16 protein-coding genes are annotated in these 15953 nt (G+C 32.9%); 9 read left to right on the top strand and 7 right to left on the bottom strand.

All coding sequences use genetic code 11. The annotated features are described in order from the left end of the window. Positions 1 to 4: 4 nt before the first annotated feature. Positions 5 to 1291 carry a VWA domain-containing protein gene (locus TZ01_RS07530; protein WP_048102213.1) on the top strand — a complete coding sequence of 429 codons (1287 nt, stop codon included), beginning with the start codon at positions 5 to 7 and terminating at the stop codon, positions 1289 to 1291. Here the strand turns inward: TZ01_RS07530 and TZ01_RS07525 are convergent. Beyond that, positions 1283 to 1735, bottom strand: a complete 453-nt coding sequence (locus TZ01_RS07525) for a DUF1641 domain-containing protein (protein WP_052656847.1) — start codon at positions 1733 to 1735, stop codon at positions 1283 to 1285. The genes TZ01_RS07530 and TZ01_RS07525 overlap by 9 nt on opposite strands. Before the next feature lie 10 nt (positions 1736 to 1745). Next, positions 1746 to 2879: an NAD(P)/FAD-dependent oxidoreductase gene (locus TZ01_RS07520; RefSeq protein ID WP_048102263.1), complete on the bottom strand. Its 1134-nt coding sequence runs from the start codon at positions 2877 to 2879 to the stop codon at positions 1746 to 1748. 104 nt (positions 2880 to 2983) lie between these two features. Here TZ01_RS07520 and cobA point away from each other — a divergent pair, with 104 nt between their 5' ends. The 4 genes from cobA to cobM are packed head-to-tail and all read left to right on the top strand — an operon-like array spanning position 2984 to position 6867. Further along, complete coding sequence (cobA, locus tag TZ01_RS09455; RefSeq protein ID WP_082180478.1) at positions 2984 to 4276, top strand: uroporphyrinogen-III C-methyltransferase; 1293 nt, start codon at positions 2984 to 2986, stop codon at positions 4274 to 4276. Continuing rightward, positions 4269 to 5459 (top strand): precorrin-6y C5,15-methyltransferase (decarboxylating) subunit CbiE, encoded by a 1191-nt coding sequence (cbiE, locus tag TZ01_RS07510; protein WP_048102212.1) that lies wholly within the window; start codon positions 4269 to 4271, stop codon positions 5457 to 5459. Before cobA ends, cbiE begins: the two co-directional genes overlap by 8 nt. After that, complete coding sequence (locus tag TZ01_RS07505) at positions 5456 to 6106, top strand: precorrin-2 C(20)-methyltransferase (protein WP_052656846.1); 651 nt, start codon at positions 5456 to 5458, stop codon at positions 6104 to 6106. Before cbiE ends, TZ01_RS07505 begins: the two co-directional genes overlap by 4 nt. Further along, positions 6103 to 6867 carry a precorrin-4 C(11)-methyltransferase gene (cobM, locus tag TZ01_RS07500; RefSeq protein WP_048102210.1) on the top strand — a complete coding sequence of 255 codons (765 nt, stop codon included), beginning with the start codon at positions 6103 to 6105 and terminating at the stop codon, positions 6865 to 6867. Before TZ01_RS07505 ends, cobM begins: the two co-directional genes overlap by 4 nt. A 53-nt stretch (positions 6868 to 6920) precedes the next feature. On the opposite strand, the gene TZ01_RS07495 is transcribed toward cobM, so the two are convergent. Next, positions 6921 to 7358: a hypothetical protein gene (locus TZ01_RS07495; protein ID WP_156150340.1), complete on the bottom strand. Its 438-nt coding sequence runs from the start codon at positions 7356 to 7358 to the stop codon at positions 6921 to 6923. Positions 7359 to 7548: 190 nt separating this feature from the next. Here TZ01_RS07495 and TZ01_RS09775 point away from each other — a divergent pair, with 190 nt between their 5' ends. Genes TZ01_RS09775 through TZ01_RS07475 form a run of 4 tightly spaced genes read left to right on the top strand, consistent with a single transcriptional unit; the run spans position 7549 to position 11323 of the window. Continuing rightward, positions 7549 to 8508: a YrhK family protein gene (locus TZ01_RS09775; protein WP_197065868.1), complete on the top strand. Its 960-nt coding sequence runs from the start codon at positions 7549 to 7551 to the stop codon at positions 8506 to 8508. A 29-nt stretch (positions 8509 to 8537) separates the two neighbouring features. Beyond that, positions 8538 to 8780 carry a phosphoribosylformylglycinamidine synthase subunit PurS gene (gene purS, locus TZ01_RS07485; RefSeq protein WP_048102209.1) on the top strand — a complete coding sequence of 81 codons (243 nt, stop codon included), beginning with the start codon at positions 8538 to 8540 and terminating at the stop codon, positions 8778 to 8780. Then, positions 8773 to 11034, top strand: a complete 2262-nt coding sequence (gene purL, locus TZ01_RS07480; protein ID WP_048102208.1) for a phosphoribosylformylglycinamidine synthase subunit PurL — start codon at positions 8773 to 8775, stop codon at positions 11032 to 11034. Before purS ends, purL begins: the two co-directional genes overlap by 8 nt. Before the next feature lie 34 nt (positions 11035 to 11068). Further along, the gene (locus TZ01_RS07475) at positions 11069 to 11323 is read left to right on the top strand and encodes a hypothetical protein (RefSeq protein ID WP_048102207.1); all 255 of its coding nucleotides are present in this window, start codon (positions 11069 to 11071) and stop codon (positions 11321 to 11323) included. Between the two features lie 115 nt (positions 11324 to 11438). Here TZ01_RS07475 and TZ01_RS07470 read toward each other — a convergent pair whose 3' ends face one another. The 4 genes from TZ01_RS07470 to TZ01_RS09770 form a co-directional block, all read right to left on the bottom strand. Then, positions 11439 to 13058 carry an amidohydrolase gene (locus TZ01_RS07470; protein WP_048102205.1) on the bottom strand — a complete coding sequence of 540 codons (1620 nt, stop codon included), beginning with the start codon at positions 13056 to 13058 and terminating at the stop codon, positions 11439 to 11441. 4 nt (positions 13059 to 13062) lie between these two features. After that, a complete protein-coding gene (locus tag TZ01_RS07465) occupies positions 13063 to 14280 on the bottom strand; it encodes a M20 family metallo-hydrolase (protein ID WP_156150342.1) in 1218 nt (405 codons plus the stop codon). An 8-nt stretch (positions 14281 to 14288) separates the two neighbouring features. After that, positions 14289 to 15626 carry an MFS transporter gene (locus TZ01_RS07460; RefSeq protein WP_255350875.1) on the bottom strand — a complete coding sequence of 446 codons (1338 nt, stop codon included), beginning with the start codon at positions 15624 to 15626 and terminating at the stop codon, positions 14289 to 14291. A gap of 54 nt (positions 15627 to 15680) precedes the next feature. Then, a partial coding sequence (locus TZ01_RS09770; RefSeq protein ID WP_048102203.1) for a hypothetical protein occupies positions 15681 to 15953 on the bottom strand: 273 nt, incomplete at its 5' end.

Below are 15953 nucleotides of genomic sequence, written 5' to 3'. Positions count from 1 at the left end.
TTATATGGATCAGGATCTTATTTTTAGGAAAATAAATAGCAATATAATCGGAATTAATCCTGAAAGTAATGTTTACAAAACCACAAGGGAAAGAATAGTAAGATATGCTGGCAAGATGGATTTAACAGGTGAATTTAAGGAGGATTTAAAAACATCGGCAGCCGATATGTATTTCCTTTATTACTCAAATCTGGCATATGTTTCCAGTAATGAGAACAAAAGTCCATTCCTTGAGGGTGTTAGAAAAAAACTTGCATCCTATGTGCAATCCGATGAATTTTCAAAATTCAGGGCGTATTCAAAATTAAATGACAGGGTTTCAATGATATACAGCATTAATTTTTTGAAGGCCCTCAATGAGGAATCAAAAAAAGAAAGGCAGAAAAATGGCGATTCCCCGGGAAAAAGTGCTTCCGAAATGGTTGACAGGGCCATGAAGGAATCCATGCAGAGGACTGAAAAGGCAAGGCAGCTTGAAAAACTCATGAGGAATGAAATACCCGGAGGAAGAAGGTCAGGTAATGATGACACTGACATAGATAGGCTTATAGACCTCTCAGAAAGAATGATGTCTGTTCAGAATGCTGATAAAATTATAACAACCGCCAATAAGCTCATTGACATTATGCCCAAGTTCACAAGAAAAATGAGGGCGCGTTCCACTTCCGGTGAGCTTGGCGGCTATTATAAAACAAGAAATTTATCAAATGTTTTATCAAGGGAACTTGCAATGCCTGATGAGGTATTTTATTCAAAAATTCTTTATGGCTTCACTGGAAAGGAGAAGGTAATATTAAATGAGGGGGCCTACTATGTACTTCTTGATAAGAGTGGAAGCATGTACGAGGCTGATAAGATGGTTTGGTCCAGATCTGTTGCCCTGGCATTATTTAGATTATCCACAATAAAGCACAGAAAATACTTTTTCAGGTTTTTTGATAACAAACCACATGAAATGTACACAAGGCCATATGACATAGTAAACAATATACTTACTGTTGAGGCAAGCAAGGGAACATGCATAGAATGCGCCATACTAAGGGCAATTGATGATATTAAAAACAGCAAAATCCATGATTTAACAAGCACAATAATAGTGATTACAGATGGCGAGGATAAGGTGAATATAATGAATATAGCATCGGCCCTTGCAAAAACCAGCATAAAAATAATTACGGTAATGATTAATGGCTACAATGAGGGATTAAAAAAAATAAGTGAAAAATATTTAAATGCTGTTCTAACTGAACAGGGTGCATTAAATCTTTTAAATATAGCAAAATCATTTTAATTTTTTAAATACGGTACCAAGAACCTTAAGCATATTCATTAATGCCATTAAGCCTGCCGCTATCTCAGGATCCTTTAGCATTGACATCAATTTTAGTATTGATAATGGTTGTGCAGATGATGCACCGTCAACCATGGATTGTGCTATACCTGTTGAATTAAATGAAATTCCCTTAATAAGATCAGACATTTCTGGATTTGAAAGCATATAAAGTAACGAAAATATTGTATTGCCAGATTTGGCAACGACATCCGTGAAATCTGGAGATGTAAATGATTTTGCAAAGAAGTCAAGATTATCAGGAATAACATTCTCTGTAATATAATCAAGAGCCTGAACAAGCCCTGCACCTTTTAACTTCTCTATTAACCTTGAAAATGCATCAAGCACATCCTTATTCTTCTCAAGCTCTGACATAATCTTCTGCATATCTGTTTCATCCATGTAAATCACCCTATAATATACCCCTTAAAATTGACGAGAAGTATGTATCTGCTGATATATACTTCAGGAAATAATCTGAATGACTGGCAAAATTTAAAAATGGCTTTGATGAATAATCAAAGGATAATGTGAATGCGGTATGGTCAGTAAATACGGTTGAACAGCCCATGAAGCCATCAAAGGATGTTTCTGAATAATTTCCATTTATCTGTGAGGCAATTTTGGATGCAACATATGCTGCCATTGAATGCCCCATTGCCCCCACCTTCATTGGAAAATCAACAGCATCACCAACAACGTAAACATTGTCATAGTCCCCGTAATTTAATTTTGTTTTATCAACCGTTACATAACCTGTATTTTCTGATAATCCAGATTTTATTAAAAATTCCTGACCCTTGTGCGGGGGTATTAAAACAAGCATATCATAATTCAATTTTTCACCGGATTCTGATGTTATTGTTTTCGATTTTCCATCAACAGTAACATTCTTAAATTTCGGTATGAAATTTATTTTATTTTCCTCAAATCCGGATCTAACAACATCTGAAACATTTTTGAACGGTAGAACATCGTCCATGGGCATTATCAAGGTTATATCTGATTTATCCCTTAAACCCCTTGATTTTAAAATCTTATCGATGCCAAAGACAAATTCGGAAGGTGCCACAGGGCACTGGAATGGAACGCTTGCAGGGCCAACCACAATTTTGCCACCATTGAATGATTCCAGACCTTCCTTTAATTTTAAAACATTGTTTAAATCATAAAAATGATAGATACCATCATTATATCCCGGGACATCCTCTGGAACAAGCCGGTCTCCGGTGGCTATTACCAGGTAATCATATGATATGCTCTTGCCATTATCAAGGTCAACGTAATGATCATTCAAATTTATTTTGGTTGCAAGTGCCTTTATTCTATTTATTCCATAATTCAAAACAAAATCTGTCTTTTTAAATGTTTCTTTATAGTTTATTTCATTAAATGGTATTAAAACGCCGTCAGGCTTAAAATATGTGTATTCTGATTTGCCAACAACTGTAATATCCACATCGTTGTCTGTATGCATCCTCAATTTATTTGCTGTTATTATTCCAGCATTGGCATCACCCAAAATTAAAACCCTCTTCTGCACCATTCTTTTTATATAACACCCTTCTATTAAAATTTTATTTAAATTAATTAAATTTGCACCAAAATAAATAAACATAAAAACAAATAGGAAAATAAAATTATCCTGTAATGGGAAAGGTTTATCTGGTTGGTACCGGCCCGGGTGATACGGGCTTGCTCACATTAAAGGCCCTAAAAATAATAAAGAGGGCGGATGCAGTTATTTACGATCACCTTATAAATCCAGAGGTTTTAAATCTTCTTAAGCCCGGATGCGAAAGAATATATGCTGGCAAAAAACCATATGTGTCGTCAATAAGGCAGAACGAAATTAATAAAATAATTCTGGATGCATCTAATAAATTTGATATTACTGTTAGGCTAAAGGGGGGTGACCCATTCCTTTTTGGCAGGGGAGGTGAGGAGGCGGAACTTCTCAAGGAAAACAATATAGACTTTGAGGTTATACCGGGTGTATCAGCATTAATAGCTGTTCCGGAGTATGCCGGAATACCTGTAACACACCGGGACGTTAGCCATGGAATAATAGCCGCCACAGGGCATAACGTTGAAAAATTAAATATACCATCACTTGGTGAAAATAAATCATCATACACCCTTGTTATATTCATGGGTTCAAAACATATTAATGAAATAATAGATAAGTTACTTTTTCTTGGATACAGTGAAAATACAAAAATAGCTGTTATTGAAAATGGGACACATAAGGATCAGAGGGTTTTTACAGGAACATTAAAAACCATAAATTATGAGTACAGTGAGGACCCGGCTCTGATTGTAGTCGGGGATGTTGTTTCATACCATGAAAAATTTGGAAGAAAAAATAATAAATTTAAAAAAATGCTTATCTTTTATGAATTTAAAAAAATCAATGTTAATTATGAAAATTATGGCGTGAATATAATAAATTTTAGGATCAGTGATATTTTCATAAATAATGATGTAAAATTTAGATTTAATAGGAATCTGGTCATATCTGGCAATTATATAGGATACTTTATGAAACTAATTAAAAAAATGCATATTGACATAAGGAATTTTAATAGTATAATCACAGATGACCCGGAAGAACTTCATCGGGCAGGCATTTTTAATATTATAGATTTAAATAATTATAATATAAGTGATGATGATAATATTATAGGATTTAATCATAAAAATGAATTAAACATAATTAAAAAAACACTGATTAAAATTGATAATTACATAATAGATTTAATAAACAGTTCAGATTATATTGTCTTTGCAGATGGTACATTTTCATATTATGATATTATTAAAAAATATATTAAGAATCAAATAGTTTGTGCCTTTGGAATATCTGATAATATAAATGGCATTATGAAAATGAATAAAAAAGAGGATTTAATAAAATTGCTGGAGGCAGAAAAAATTGAATAAAATTAATGTTGTTGGTTCAATGCCCGGCTTTGGCCTTACTGATGTGGAAAAAATGATTATTGAAAATGCCGATGTTATTTTTGCAGGAACCAGAAATATTGAACTTTTAAACGTTAATAAAAAAATTTTTAGGCCAATAAAAAAACTAGACACTGCATTGGATGAAATTAAAAATGAGTTTAATAAGAATAAAAATATAGTTGTTATTGCCTCTGGAAATCCCTTATTTTATGGTATTGGTACAGCATTAATCAGGAATTTTGGCGCTGAATATATAAATATTGTTCCACACATTGGTTCCATTGATGTCGCATTATCAAAACTTAAAATTCCAATAAATACCGTACATGCAATAAGCGTGCATGGAAGACCTATTAAGGGCCTTGCACAGAGAATAAAACATTATAAAAGGGTTATAATTTTAACCGATAAAATAAACTCACCAGATAAAATAGCAGGTTATATGATTGAATATGGATTGACCAATTTTCGCTTTATAGTTCTTGAAAGGCTTGGATATAATGATGAGAAAATAAGATGTTTTAATATTAAAGATGCACTCAACTCAAAATTCTCGGATCCAAATTTAATTTTTATTGATGAGATTGAAAATTTTTCACCAGATGATTTAAGTGATAAAAATTTTTCAATGATTAATGAGAATATCACAAAGGAGGAGATAAGGCATATCTCTGTTTCAAAAATGGCAGTTAAAAATGGTGATATTATATGGGATATAGGGTCAGGGACAGGATCTGTATCAATAGAGGCATGCCGGTATAATTATGATGGTGGCATATACTGCATAGAAAAAAATAGCATGGCCTGCAGTAATATAGAAAAAAATATGAAGAAATTTTCATGCGATTTAAACATTATAAATGGGGAGGCTCCTGACGCACTTTATAATCTTCCAGATCCAGATATTGTATTCATTGGTGGTTCCGGAGGGAAAATCGCTGAAATTCTTGATTATTCATATAAGAGACTGAAAAAAAATGGAAGAATTGTAATAAATACTGTTTTAATAGGCAATTTAAACAAAATTATTTCATACCTTAATAATAATAAAATAGGGTATGATCTTACCCAGGCACTTATAAATAGAAACCACACAATTAAAAATGATATGATGCTTAAACCTGTAGACCCTGTATTTATATTAACGGCGGTGAAAAAATGAATGAATTATATGTTGTTGGCCTTGGGCCGGGAGACCCGGATTTAATAACAGTAAAGGGATATAAAATACTAATGGATGCAGATTTAATCTATTATCCATACACATCTTTTAAATACGCAGAGAATATTCTAATATCCCTGGGCATTGACAAAAAGAAAATGCAGCCCCTTGAATTTCCGATAAGATCCTTGGATTTATTAAAAAAAATAAGGGAAAATGCATGCCGGATAAAAAATTCACTTGAGTTTTATGATAGTGTTGTCTACGCTGTTGAGGGTGATCCGATGCTTTACAGCACATTCCTTGATTTATACAGGTATCTGGACTGTAAGGTTAGGTTCATACCGGGGATTAGCTCAATAAATGCTGCCGCCGCGATATTTGGAATTCCCATGGCAGAAAAAGATGAGATATTTACAATAATTCCGGCAGTTAATGATTATGAATACATGAAAAAAATGATAATGGGGACAAAAAATGGGGCAATAATAAAGGCCATTGGGGCAAAGGATGTATTAAAAAAATTACTGGATGATGAGCATTTGAAAAAGTATTATATTATGGAAAATGTATCCCTAAAATCCCAGAAAATATATAATAATATAAATGATATAGACTCATATATGGCACTGGTGATTTTAAAATGATTCATATAATAGGCGCGGGTCCAGGAGACCCCGATTTAATAACAGTTAAGGCTGCAAGAATTATAGAAAAAACGGATGTCATTTTATATGCCGATTCACTTGTAAATCCTGATATTTTAAAGAATGCGTCCACAGATAGAATATATGGAACCTCTGGCATGAACATAAATGAAATTAATGAAATTATTCAGAAGTTTTATAATGAGGGCATGGACATAACAGTAATACACAGCGGTGATCCGTCAATATACGGTGCAATTAACGATGTAACGTCATTTATGTTAAAAAATAACATGAATTATGAAATAATCCCAGGCATTTCATCACTTTTTGCCGCTGCAGCAGCAATGGGCATGGAATTAACGTCCCCGGGAAGCACACAGACAATAATTATTACCAGGGTGCCGAGGCGTACTGAAAAATTTGAATCCGAGGATCTTTCGGTTATGGCCAGGCATGGAGCCACCCTTGGCATTTTTTTAAGTGCATCAAATGCCGGTGCGGTAACAAAAAAACTTCTTGATGCAGGGTATTCCCCGGATGACCGGGTTATAATAGCATACAGAATTTCATGGCCAGATCAAAAAATAATAGAAACAACCGTAAATGATCTTGAAAAGACGTTGTTTGAGAATAGAATAAACAGACAGGCATTAATACTTACCGGTGGTGTATTTACACATAATAGTGATGTTAAATCATTTCTTTATAACCCAAATTTTGTTCATTTATTCAGAAATAATAAAAATAAGGTACAGTAATTACCATTTTTAGGATATATTTTAAAAAAATTTGTAAATATTATAAAAATTTATTATTTTAAATTATTAATGTTTTTATACAGGTCATTTAGTGTGGTTTTATCCATAAAATGAGAAATCCATTCAAAATTAATATTTTTTAATAATAATATCACATCATTTTTATTTGCACTGTTATTTTTCCATTCTTCAAATACTTTTAATGAGAGTTCAGTGGAATTATAAAGGTTTTTATAGCCTTTATCCTCAAGCAGTCTTGCAACCCTAAGCATTTCATTTTTCGGAACCGCACATTTTGTATCATTTCTATTATAATTATATTTCATTGCAAGTGACTGCAAAAGTCTCCGCAATGACTTATATGCCCTGAAGGCTGCAAGGTTTATGACATTTTTATTTAATCTTAGACATGCAACATTTGCATCATTTACAGACATTTCTGCATACTGCCTCTCAGACCTTATTGGCAGGTGACGGTTTCCTTTATACATATTAATATTCACCGTTTTAAGCTATTATTTAATTAATGATTAAATTTTTTGGATACAAACAGATCTTATTTATTCCTGCAAATGCTTCATGTACTTTTTTTATCATATTATAAACTCGGTGATTTTCTGCCATTCTTATTGGTAAAAATATATTCAATAAATATTTTAAATAATTTTAACTATACAAGCAATGGACGAAAAATTAAGAATTTCCAAAGCCATATATTTGCTTTACCTTATACAGAGAAACAGAATAGGAATTAACGTCAAATGGGCGGTGTTAAAGCCTCTAATGTCATTCCTTTTTGGTGAAAATATATTTAACGAATTAAAAGACAATCTTGTAATAAGCACATTTAATGAGGATGCAACACTGGAGGTTATAAACATCAATGACCTTTCATATGATATTGATCAGCAGGCAAAGGAGGATTTATTTCAGAGCGTAATTTCATATTTTGCAAAATTTGATGAGGTATCAGGAATTATGCATGTTGTATATTTATACAGGAAGCTTGCAACAATGATAGTTGAGACAATAATACTTAACATGAATATTAACTGCAAATCTTGCAATCCTGAATTAAAACTTGCCATGCCAATAATAGTTTCCGATGATTTTTATTATTCAAAGGCATTTGCTGATTATTCAAAAAATGAAATAAAAAAACTAAAATTTGATATCAACAGTTTTACGGAATATTTAAATCAGAAATGGTTTATAAAATTAATTATAATGGTTAAGGATGGAGAATACGGAAATTACAGCTATTCAAAAACGTCAGAAAACATAGACCCTGAGTTTTATAATGGTGTTATTTTCTTAATTAAAAATGATGGGCTTGCATCCATAGTCATGCATCTTGATGAATTTTTAAGCAATAAAAAGATAAATAATGCCATAACAAAATATAATTATAAAAACCTTAGAAAGGAAAAAATAAGAAGATTCTATGACTGGTTGAGCATTGCCAATGATATAGCAGTTGGAATGGAGTTCCTTGTCGGTAGTTTTTTATTCCTTCCGAATCATAATGAGCTTGATGGTGTTTATCTTTTTATAATAGGAAGCTCCCAGCTTTTAATAAGGCCAATGATTAATATTGTGCGCAGGGCACATTTATTTTTATTATCAAAAATTAACAGATAAATTTAATTTTATATTATACATAAAGGTTTATGAAAATAAGAGTGGAAATTAAATACCTGCCAAATGTTGAGGATCCCGAGGCGCTCAGCATAAAGAGAAACCTATCCATGCTTGGATATTCCGGTATAGATGATGTTAAAACATACAAAATTTATGAGTTTACAACATCAATAAATGAGGAGGATTCAATGCGCCAGATTCAGGATATATCTGAAAATATACTTACCAATCCGGTTATTCAGGAATATAAAATAGAGAAGATAAGTGATTGAATTGTTTAACATTCTGGATGCGGATGATGAGAATTTAAAAAAAATGGGCAATTCGCTTGGATTATCCTTAGATGAGATGATTGTATTAAAAAACTATTTTTCTGGACTTAAAAGGAATCCAGAGGATATAGAGATTCAGGCAATTGCACAGGCATGGAGTGAACACTCGTGCTATAAAAGTTCAAAGATATACCTTAAAAGGTATTTTTCAGGCCTAAAAAGCCCTTATACGATTTTAACAATGGAAGATGACGCCGCTGTTGTATCATTTAATGATGATTATGCGTATGTTGTTAAAATGGAAAGCCATAACCACCCCAGTGCTGTTGAACCATATGGTGGTGCTGCCACCGGTGTTGGGGGAATTATAAGGGATGTTCTTTGCATGGGTGCCCAGCCGGTTGCCCTCATAGATTCATTATACTTTGGAAATCCAGAAAATACCAGTGGCATATTAACAGAGAGATTTATTATTAACAGGGTTGTTGCAGGAATCAGGGACTATGGAAACAGGGTTGGCATACCAACTGTTGCCGGTTCAGTAGATTTTGATGACAGCTACAATACAATACCACTTGTAAATGCAGGCTGCATTGGCATAGTTAAAAAGGATAAAATTGTAAGAAGCAGGGTTGAAAAGGAAAATGATATATTAATAGTCTGTGGTGGAAGAACAGGCAGGGACGGCATTCATGGGGTTAATTTTGCATCAAAAACGCTCAATGAAAATGATTCAGAGAACAGGAATGCTGTGCAGCTTGGAAATCCCATTATAAAGGAGCCATTGATACATGCAATACTTGAAATAAATGACCTTGGTATAATAGATGGCATGAAGGATCTTGGCGGTGGCGGTTTTTCAAGTGCAGTAAGCGAGCTGCTGTATGCAGGCGGGCTTTCTGGCATCATAAACCTGGATAATGTGCTTTTAAAGGATGCAAACATGGAACCCTGGGAGATATGGGTAAGTGAATCACAGGAAAGAATGCTTCTGGCCATGGAAGAAAAAAATTTAAAGCTTGCAGATGAGATTTTCAAAAAATGGGGTATAGAGTATTCAGTAATAGGCAGAACAGTAAAAAGTGACAATTTAATCATAACATATAAGGGCAAAAAGATTTTGGATATGAATTTAAAATTTCTAACGTCAGGACCGGTATATGCAAGAGATTACCGTCCGGTGAGTAATAATAAATCAGATATTGCAATTAGGGAGCCAGAAAATTATGAAAAATTCATAAGGGATTTTATTTCAAGGCCAAACATATGTTCCAGGTTTAATATTGTTAGGCAGTATGATTTTACCGTTAGGGGATGTACAATAACAAAGCCATTCACCGGATTTCCGAATCATGAAACGCATTCAGACGCATCAATTATTAAGCCTCTGGAAAATTCAATGTCAGGCTTATCGATAACTTCAGGTTCTAGGGGCAAAATTGTAAGTATAGATGCATACAATGGCACAATGTGGGTGCTTGCAGAGGCATACAAAAACACAATAAGCTCCGGTTCAATGCCGCACAGCATTATCGATGCCCTTAATTTTGGAAATCCTGAAAACCCTGAAACAATGTTTAAATTTAAGGAATCTGTGAGGGCCATATCAGATTTCTGCAGGTATATGGGTCTTCCATTGGTTTCTGGTAATGTCAGCTTTTATAACCAGTCTAAATATGGTGAAATAAAGCCCACACCCAATATACTTATGATAGGCATTATGGATAACATAGTAAAAAGGATAACACCAGATTTAAAATCCACTAATTCAGGGTTATATGTAATAGGTAATATTATTAATACGCTGGCAGGAAGCGAATACTCAGAAATGTTTAAAGCAGAATATTCATACATACCGCCTGTGAACCTCAATGACCTAAAGATATTGATGGAATTATTAAAAAATAACAGGGAAATAATTAATTCTGCACATGATGTTTCCCAGGGTGGATTAATAATGGCACTTTTAGAGATGGCATTTGGTGGGTCCATAGGCATTGATGCTGATTTATCCCAAATAGATGGCAAGTTGAACGAAAAATTATTTTCAGAGCTTGGCACGGCCATTGTTATAGAGGTTAAAAATGGCATGGAAAAAGCGTTTGAGGAGAAATTTAAATCGGTTAATCCTGTTAGGCTTGGAAAAACGATAAATAATAAAATAATCATAAAAAATCTTGGGAAGGTTGTAATAAATGAGGAAATAGACAATTTAAGGCATATATGGGAGCATGGCCTTGATAAATATATATAATCAAAAATTTTATAATTGTTTTACATAACATATTATGGGAGATTTTATAAAAAAATTTGAATATCTGGAGGATTTAAATATAACACTGGAACTTGCATACAGATTAAATTATAACTTCAAGGGATGCGGATACATAAAGGTGTATTCAGGAAAAATAGACCCGGAAGAGGAAAATTATGAAATTTATATGGAAAGCCTTGACTGCGGAATGTCAGAGGATGAGGTTAATTCAAAATATAATAAGATGATTAGTGAAATAAGGTCCGGTGATATAGACATTTTATTTTGATTATTAATTTAAAAAGCTTTATAAATAATAATGATTTAAAAGTTCATACCAGGTATTATTGTATTTAAACGTCAGTTATAATAGCACATTGATTTAGATAAGATTAAAAAATATTTTATAATTTATAAATTTGACCATTATATATCATAATATTTATTAAGGAGAAATCGTCTGAATAAGTTTCGAAACTCATTGGTATATTATTCCATACAACAATATCTGCTTTAGATCCTACCTTTAAAGCCCCAATTGTATACCATCCCATAACTGAAGCACAATTTATAGTAAAACTTTTAAGCGTCTCTTCAAGAGTTAGAGATTGATCTGGATTAAGTTTTTTATACTTGTTGTTTGATGTTTTCATTTCCCTTGAAATAGAAGAAATTATTCCGTATATTGGTTTGTACAATGTAACGGGACTATCAGAGCCATTGCACATGTTTATGCCCATATCAAACATTTCCCTAAATGGAAATAATCTATGCTCTCTTGATTTTCCAAAATTTGCTATATACTCATTTCCAAAAAAATAAATAAATGCTCCTTGGGTTTCAACACTAATATTATTTAACTTCATATTTAGCAGATCCTCTTGCGAGGGGGACGTACAATGAACTATTGCATAATTTGCCTTGGTATTAGATGTTTTTTTGATATCTATAATAGAATTAATAGTCTCCTTGATAGCCCTATCACCTATAGCATGTATACTTATTGTATTATCTGCTTGTGAAAGGTATCGTAAGGTTTTCTTAAATTCATCTATATCCCATAAAGGATGCCCATAATTATTTTTGTCAACTTCAATGTAGTTCTTATTCCATACTTCGTTCATCCAGGCATTCCTTGAAAGACCACTCCCATCAAGGAACATTTTAAAACCGGTAAATTTTAAATTGTCGCTATTATTTATTTTATCTGAAAGTTTTAATTTATCATACGCATCATTGAAGGAAAACACCGGTATTGATATTCCAACCTTTATCTTTAATTCCCCATTTTTGTCCACCTCATTTAATGCCTCTATTCGTAATTCTTCATCAATGTCTTTGCCTGTCCCACCTATATCCTTTACCGCTGTAATCCCTGATTTTAAATATTGTTCAGACGCATATGATATTGCTTCCTCATATTCATATATAGAATACTCTGGAATTTTAGATTTAATAAGATCCATGGCACTTGGTTCATATAATATTCCATTAATATTACCAGAAGCATCCCTACCGATTATTCCACCAGATGGGTTTGACATTTTATCTATGTTTCCAATATGAATGGCCTCAGAATTACATATAGCATAATGTTCTGAGAAATGTGTTATAAATACAGGTATTTTCAAATTAAGCTTATCTAAATCATTAATATCGGGCATTCGTTTTTCTTTCAATTGAAATTCATTTAAATTATAACCTAATATCCAGCCTTTATGCATTTTATTAGAATTTTTCTTAATAGTATTTATAATATCAGAGATAGATCTTGCCTTACCTAAATCTATCTGATATTTCATTTTAAGTGCGGTCATTGTAAAATGATTGTGAGAATCTATGATTCCGGGTGTAATTATCTTGCCTCTTAAGTCCAAAATCTCCGGAGATGTACTTTCATAGGTATTTATTTTGTTTATTTCATTGACGCTTTCTATTTTTCCTTCATTAATTTCCATAGAGAATAGTCCTTTTTTAAATTCATATCCGTCAAAAAAATTGTCTAAAAGTATTTTATATTTCATGCTATCACATCAAATTTAACACTGTTTTGTAAAGAACATTAAAACCATTTATTAAATCCTGATCACTTGTAAATTCCTCTTTTGTATGACTTCTTCCGTTATGCGATGGAACCATAATCATTGCAGTATCTGTTATTCTATTCATATACTGGGCATCATGGCCGGGCCAACTGTAAATGTATTTATATTTCATATCTAGACTTTTACAAATTTTCTCGATAGTTTTTTTTAGTTCTTCGTTAAATATTGTTGTTTCTGTAACCCATAAATTCCTATGTTTGACTTCAGTTCCCTCTTCTTTAGAAATTTTATCAGCTATTTCGTAGGCTCTTTTAGAATATTCAAAGGCTATATCCTTGTCAGGACTCCTTATGTCAAGATTTAACATAACTTTTCCTGGAATAACATTATAGGCATTTGGGTCATTTTTAATTTTTCCAACAGTCATTACTAAACCATTGCCGTTTTTCCTAGCTGTATCTCTCACTTCTGTTATAAATCTAGATGCCGAGACAAGAGCATCTTTTCTCATCTCCATTGGTGTAGGACCTGCCTGATTAGATTCCCCAAAAAACTCATATTCGTCTACAACCATTGTGACAATCCCTATGGGTATACCTATCTGATAGCCCTCATGTTCTAATACTGGCCCCTGTTCTATATGTAATTCTAGATACTTACCTGGTTTTACCCTTTTTGCTCTATTCTCTTCGCTACCCATAAAACCAGATTTGCTTACTGCGTCTTTAAAGCTAATTCCTTGATCATCCTCCCTAGAATAAACAAATTCTTTAGTAAAAACTTCAGTGGTTAAACCTGAGCCTAGTAAAGAGGGTTGAAATCTTGCCCCTTCTTCATTTGTAAAATCAACTGCGCTTATTTTTTTATTTATCTGCCCATTATTTTTCAATTTTTTTAATACATTTAATGCAGAAACGACACCATACATTCCATCGAACCTCCCTCCATTTGGTACCGAATCCATATGGGAACCAATAAATATGGATTCCTCTTTATTTCCCCCCAAGCTACCAAATATTGTGCCACCATCATCATAGCTTATATTAGCGTTTATAGAATTAAATTCCTTAATTAAACGTGTTCTAGCCTCAATATCATATTTATTCAATGCTAATCTGTTTACACCTACCTTTTTGTCATAACCAATACTAGTTATCGTATGAAAATTTTTAATAAATACATCATTCTCGTATATTTTTATCACCTCCCCTAATTCGACTCCTCATCCTTAAACACAATGGTTTCGCTAATATCTTCTAGCCTACGATTTTTGGTTTTTGGGCCAAGAGCTATCACTATTATGCCGGCAATTAATGCCGTAAGACCCATAAAAATAAATGACCAGCTATATCCAGTTATTGAAAAGATTCCTACAGACAATGCAATTGGTAGAATTAAATAAGGAGCAATAGCACCCCCTATGTGCCCAATTCCATCTGTAAATCCCATGGCCGCTGATCTACCTTCTGTTGGAAATAATTCTGCTGTATATGCATACATAACTGGTAACCACAGTCCCTGAGTAAAGAATACTAAAGCACCAGCGATTATTATTAATGCAGGGAATTTTACTATACCCCACATAATGAAAAATATAAAGCTCAATCCCATTGTAATAAAGCTTAATGTTTTTCTTTCTATTCTATCTGATAATGCCATACCAGTCAGTGAGCCTATAGGGTCACCTATAGAAGTTAGAAAGAAATATAATATGGTTGTACTTATAACTATGCCATGCTGAACAAAAAGTGTTGGAACAACAGATACCAGACCATAATCGCCTATGTAATAAAAAAACCAAACCGCAAGTATGATAAAAATTCTATTCCTAATTTTTTTATCCTTGAATAATGCTTTTATACCTAAATTTTGTTCCTCTATTTCTTCAGGAACCTTATCGGTTGAGACCCTATCAACTTTTCCAAATTTTTTCTTTATATATGCTTCCATTTTTTGAATTTCATGTTCAGCCTGTTCCTTTTTACCCACTTTTAGGAGCCATCTTGGCGATTCAGGCATATACGTGTATCTCATGATTATTGCCGGTATCGCAACTATGGCACCTAATCCAAGCATCAGTCTCCAGCCCCAACTTATAGTTGGTATTACAAAATATGCCATAGCACCAACAGGCAGGATTTCTATCATTCCTACAGCCGTTGAAATACCTACAATTGAACCCCTCATGGAAAATGGCGTAATTTCCGACATATAAGTCGAAATTAATCCAATTTCTGCACCTATTGATATTCCAACAATAAATCTAAATATTGAAAGTTCAACAAAATTCTGAGAAATGGCAGATAGTATTGAACCTACAGCTGCTATAACTAAAGTTATTAATAGAGATGTTTTCCTACCAATCAACTGTGCATAATAACCTAACCCTAATTCTCCAAATATATAACCTACTAAACCAGTAGTAACAGGTAATGCATATAAAAAATTTGATACAGGAACACCAAGCTGAGCGGATGCCACAGGTAAAACAAAGCCAATATTATATACATCCCAAAAGACTAAGAAAAAACTAATGGCAGCTAAGATAATAACTGCATTGCTATAAGGTCTTTCCTTTAAACTCCTATGAAAAACCTTTACTTAACAATCTTTTATGCCTCCATTGTATTTTAAATTTGCTGAATCCCCCTTTATATCATTATTGCCTTTTAATAATGTATATTCCATAGCCCTTCTTTTCCTTATTGCAAGGCTTTCCAATTTATCATAATAAGAATAATCAATATTTTTTAGATCTGTTTTATTCCTTTCATAGTCAATGTAACCTGTATTATTTTTAAGCATGGTAAATATTGTCTCTGCTAATATCCTTGCTATTGCTATTATGGACCTCTTCTTTCCTAATCTTCTTAC

The organism is Acidiplasma sp. MBA-1 (assembly GCF_000949015.1).
GTDB classification, from domain to species: domain Archaea; phylum Thermoplasmatota; class Thermoplasmata; order Thermoplasmatales; family Thermoplasmataceae; genus Acidiplasma; species Acidiplasma aeolicum.
This window is presented reverse-complemented; position numbering and strand designations above follow the sequence as displayed.

Excerpts from the sequence above, each read along its gene's own strand:
- cobM (WP_048102210.1), top strand. The coding sequence starts at position 6,103 with ATGATTCATATAATAGGCGCGGGTCCAGGAGACCCCGATTTAATAACA.
- purS (WP_048102209.1), top strand. The coding sequence starts at position 8,538 with ATGAAAATAAGAGTGGAAATTAAATACCTGCCAAATGTTGAGGATCCC.
- TZ01_RS07475 (WP_048102207.1), top strand. The coding sequence starts at position 11,069 with ATGGGAGATTTTATAAAAAAATTTGAATATCTGGAGGATTTAAATATA.
- TZ01_RS07470 (WP_048102205.1), bottom strand. The coding sequence starts at position 13,058 with ATGAAATATAAAATACTTTTAGACAATTTTTTTGACGGATATGAATTT.
- TZ01_RS07530 (WP_048102213.1), top strand. The coding sequence starts at position 5 with ATGGATCAGGATCTTATTTTTAGGAAAATAAATAGCAATATAATCGGA.
- TZ01_RS09775 (WP_197065868.1), top strand. The coding sequence starts at position 7,549 with ATGGACGAAAAATTAAGAATTTCCAAAGCCATATATTTGCTTTACCTT.
- TZ01_RS07525 (WP_052656847.1), bottom strand. The coding sequence starts at position 1,735 with ATGGATGAAACAGATATGCAGAAGATTATGTCAGAGCTTGAGAAGAAT.
- cobA (WP_082180478.1), top strand. The coding sequence starts at position 2,984 with ATGGGAAAGGTTTATCTGGTTGGTACCGGCCCGGGTGATACGGGCTTG.
- TZ01_RS07495 (WP_156150340.1), bottom strand. The coding sequence starts at position 7,358 with ATGTATAAAGGAAACCGTCACCTGCCAATAAGGTCTGAGAGGCAGTAT.
- TZ01_RS07505 (WP_052656846.1), top strand. The coding sequence starts at position 5,456 with ATGAATGAATTATATGTTGTTGGCCTTGGGCCGGGAGACCCGGATTTA.
- TZ01_RS07520 (WP_048102263.1), bottom strand. The coding sequence starts at position 2,879 with ATGGTGCAGAAGAGGGTTTTAATTTTGGGTGATGCCAATGCTGGAATA.